Genomic DNA, 3,825 nt, shown 5'->3' with positions numbered 1-3,825 from the left:
ACGACGCTCTCACGTCCTCTTTAAGGTTGCGACGTATTGGACGCATTGTAGGAACCGCCGCGCGGGGACAGTTCGGCGAGCTGGGCCCGTACCCAGGAGGTCACGTCCGCGGCCGTGGGGTCGGCGGTGAGCGAGGTGAACACCACCGGACGGGCACCGCGGGCCGCGGCCGCGGCCCGGGCCATGACGTCGAGGTCGGCGCCCACCAGGGGAGCCAGATCGGTCTTGTTGATGACCAGCAGGTCGCTGCCGGTCACCCCCGGCTCGCCCTTGCGGGGCACCTTGTCGCCCCCCGGCGACGTCGACGACGAAGATCTGCCGGTCGACCAGCCCGTAGCTGAACGTCGCGGTGAGATTGTCGCCACCGGACTCGACGAGGACCAGGTCCAGGGGGCCGGTGTCGGCCTCCAGGTCCTCGACCATGTCCAGGTTCGCGGTGATGTCGTCGCGAATCGCGGTGTGCGGGCAGCAGCCGGTCTCGACCGCGCGGATCCGTTCGGGATCGAGCACGCCGGCCCGGCGCAGGAAGTCGGCGTCCTCGGTGGTGTAGATGTCGTTCGTCACCACCCCGATGCGCAGGCTCGACGACAGGGCCCGGCACAGCGCGGCGACCAGGGCCGTCTTACCGCTGCCCACCGGGCCGCCGACCCCGATCCGCGGCGCCCGCCCCGCACCGGCTGGCCCCGCACCGGCTGGCCCCGCACCGGCTGGTCCCGCGACGGCCCGCCCGCCGCTTCTCTGGAACTCCTCATGCCCGAGGTGCATCGTCGCGCTTCTCCCGTTCGAGGGGCCCGTCGGTGCTCACGCGGCATGCAGGGCCGGCAGCGCGACGCCGAGCTGGGCCCGTTCGAGGAACGCGCCCGGCCTGGCGGTGAGCTCGGTGGGGGAGGGCTCGGCGCCGGCGCGGACGAGCAGGTCACCCAACGCCGCGATCATCACGCCGTTGTCCGTGCACCGCCGACGGGCCGGTATCCGCAGCCGCAGGCCGGTCTGCTCGCAGCGGCTGGCCGCCAGCGCCCGCAGTCGGCTGTTCGCCGCGACCCCGCCGACGATGAGCAGGTCACCGATCCCGTGGTCGAGGCAGGCACGGACCGCCTTGGCGGTGAGCACGTCGACGACCGCCTCCTGGAAGGAAGCGATCACATCGCCGGCCGGTATGGGGGAGTCGGGATGCGACTCGACCCACCGGGCGACGGCGGTCTTCAGTCCCGAGAACGAGAAGGTGTAGGGCGCGTCCGCCCGGCCGGTCAGCGGCCGGGGGAAGGCCAGCGCCGTCGCATCGTGGCCGACCGCGGCCCGGTCGACCGCGGGACCGCCCGGATAGGGCAGGCCGAGCACCCGGGCGACCTTGTCGAAGCACTCTCCGGCCGCGTCGTCAAGCGTGTCGCCGAGGTGGATGATCGGGTCGCGGGCGAGGTCCCCCACCCGCAGTAGCGACGTGTGCCCGCCGGAGACGATCAGGGCGATGAGGGGATCGGGCAGCGGTTCGCCGTCGACGAGGTCCGCGGCGAGGTGACCGGCGAGATGGTGCACGCCGTAGAGGGGAACGTCGAGCGCCGTGGCGTACGCCTTCGCCGCGGCCACCCCGACGTGCAGGGCGGTGGCGAGGCCGGGGCCGGCGGTGACTGCGACGGCGCCGATGTCCGCCGCGGACAGCCCCGCCGAAGACAGCGCCGCGCGCACGCAGGGCACCAGCGCCTGCACGTGGGCCCGGGCGGCGATCTCGGGGACCACTCCGCCGTAGCGGGCGTGCTGGTCCATGCTCGTCGACAGGGCCTCGCCCAGCAGCGTGCCGTTCCGGACGAGCCCCACCCCGGTCTCGTCGCAGGACGTCTCGATGCCCAGCACGACCGGGCCCTGCTCCGGCGGCATCCCCGCGGCCTCCTCGCGATAGTCGGTACCTGCGAGATTACGCCGGTGCGAGGCTCTCGCCGCGCCGCCCGCGGGCCCTCGTCACGCGGGTGCGAGGTCCCCGTCTACGGACGGGGCCCTCGCCGAACAGGCGCGGCACCGGCCGGCAAGGGCGGCGTGGTCGGGCTGCAGGGTGAACCCGACGGTGGTGGCGAGCCGGCGCGCGACGTCGTCGAGCAGGTCCGCGGGCACGTCGAGGATCGTGCCGCAGGAGCGGCACCGGACGTGCAGGTGGGCGCCGCCGGTGAGGGCCGCCGCCAGATGGTAGACGGCCGGCCCGTGGTCGGGGTGGACGTGGGTGACCAGGCCGAGGTCGCCGAGGGTCTCCACCGCGCGATAGACGGTGGTGCGGTGCAGGCCCGGGACGATCGTCTCCGCCCGGGCGAAGACGTCGTCGACGGACAGGTGCTCGCTCGTGTCGGCGAGCACCTGGAGCACCGCCCGGCGGGCTGGGGTGACCCGCTCCCCGCGGGCGCGCAACGCGGCGATCCCGGCGGCGGACGGATCGCCACGCCGGCCGTCACGATCCGTCCGACTGTCCTTCACGATCCAGGTGTCCTTCACGATTCACGTGGCACAGTATCCCGCATGACCGTGCTCCCTATCCGCACTGTTGGTGATCCCGTTCTGCGCACTCCGACCACGCTGGTCACGGAGTTCGGCACTGCACTCGGTCGGCTGGTCACCGATATGATCGACACCATGTACGACGCGCCCGGGGTGGGGCTCGCCGCCCCGCAGATCGGGGTCGGGCTGCGCCTGTTCGTCTTCGACGTCGACTACGACCCGCGTGACGAGTCGGTGCCACGGGTGCCACGGGTGGTGGTGAACCCGGTGCTGGAACTCGGCCCGGACCCGGGGCAGCCTGGGGAGGCCCGGCAGCCCGGCGGGACCCAGCAGCACGGCCCGGAGGGATGCCTGTCCGTCCCGGGGCTGCACTTCCCGACCACGCGGGCGCTGGCCGCGCGGGTCCGTGGGGTGGACGTTACGGGGCAGCCGGTCGAGTACGCCGGTGAGGGCCTGCTTGCGCGCTGCTTCCAGCACGAGGTCGACCATCTCGACGGGATCCTCTACGTCGACCGGCTGACCGGGGAGGCGCGCCGTGCCGCCGTCCAGGCGCTGCGCGAGCCGTCGCCGACCCCGGAGCAGGCACGGGCGGCCGGCGAGTACCTGCGGTCGCGGCGCCGGTCGGGTCGGGCCGGTGACGGCCAGGTATCGGTCGGGCCGGGCCGGGTGATGGTCAGGCACCGGCCGGGTCGCGCCGGGGACGGTCAACGGCGGTCGCCGGTCGCCCGACGGGCTATCTTGGTACCCGCCTCGTCCTCGAGGATGTCACCGGCGAGTGCCCGTCCTCGAGGTGTCCCGTCCTCGAGGTGTCCCATCCTGGAGATGCCCCGGTGAGTGAGGAGTGGCTGCGGTGACCGAGGTCTCCGGCGGGCCGTACAAACGGCCGTTCCGGTTCAACATCCAGTGTTCCTCCCCCGCCGAGGTGAGCGCCCGGTCATGGGCCGACCTCGCCCGCCGGGTCGAGGATCTCGGCTACGCGACGTTGACCGTCTCCGACCATCTCGACGAGCAGGTTGCGCCGATCGCGGCGCTGATGGCCGCGGCCGACGCGACGACGACGCTGCGGATCGGCGCGATGGTGTTCAGCAACGACTACCGCCATCCGGTGGTGCTGGCCAAAGAGGCAGCGACCCTCGACGCGCTGTCCGGCGGACGGTTCGAACTCGGCCTCGGAGCCGGCTGGATGACCTCCGACTACTCCCGAGCCGGTCTGCCGCTCGACCCGCCGGGGGTGCGCATCGGCCGGCTTGCCGAGTCCCTCGCTGTCATCAAGGGGATGTTCGCCGACGGGCCGTTCACCTACAGCGGCACCCACTACCAGGTCGCCGGCCTGAACGGGACGCCGAA

At 73.1% G+C, this 3,825-nt stretch carries 3 protein-coding genes and 2 pseudogenes; 2 read left to right on the top strand and 3 right to left on the bottom strand.

Translation table 11 applies throughout. From position 1 onward, the window contains the following. Positions 1 to 20: 20 nt before the first annotated feature. The 3 genes and pseudogenes from ureG to ACY45C_RS09605 all read right to left on the bottom strand — a co-directional run bounded on the left by ureG (position 21) and on the right by ACY45C_RS09605 (position 2,457). Positions 21 to 765: pseudogene (gene ureG, locus ACY45C_RS09615) on the bottom strand (urease accessory protein UreG). Between the two features lie 36 nt (positions 766 to 801). Continuing rightward, the gene (gene tsaD / locus ACY45C_RS09610) at positions 802 to 1,872 is read right to left on the bottom strand and encodes a tRNA (adenosine(37)-N6)-threonylcarbamoyltransferase complex transferase subunit TsaD (RefSeq protein ID WP_462187278.1); all 1,071 of its coding nucleotides are present in this window, start codon (positions 1,870 to 1,872) and stop codon (positions 802 to 804) included. Between the two features lie 81 nt (positions 1,873 to 1,953). Beyond that, positions 1,954 to 2,457, bottom strand: coding sequence for a Fur family transcriptional regulator (locus ACY45C_RS09605; RefSeq protein ID WP_462187277.1), 504 nt, complete (start codon positions 2,455 to 2,457; stop codon positions 1,954 to 1,956). A 42-nt stretch (positions 2,458 to 2,499) separates the two neighbouring features. On the opposite strand from ACY45C_RS09605, the pseudogene def reads away from it, so the two are divergent. Then, positions 2,500 to 3,102, top strand: a pseudogene (gene def, locus ACY45C_RS09600) (peptide deformylase); the annotation flags it as partial. Positions 3,103 to 3,328: 226 nt separating this feature from the next. Then, a partial coding sequence (locus tag ACY45C_RS09595) for an LLM class flavin-dependent oxidoreductase (protein ID WP_462187276.1) occupies positions 3,329 to 3,825 on the top strand: 497 nt, incomplete at its 3' end.

Source organism: Frankia sp. CcWB2 (genome assembly GCF_977927585.1).
The sequence above is the reverse complement of the archived record's forward strand: the minus strand, read 5'-3'. Positions and strand labels throughout refer to the sequence as shown.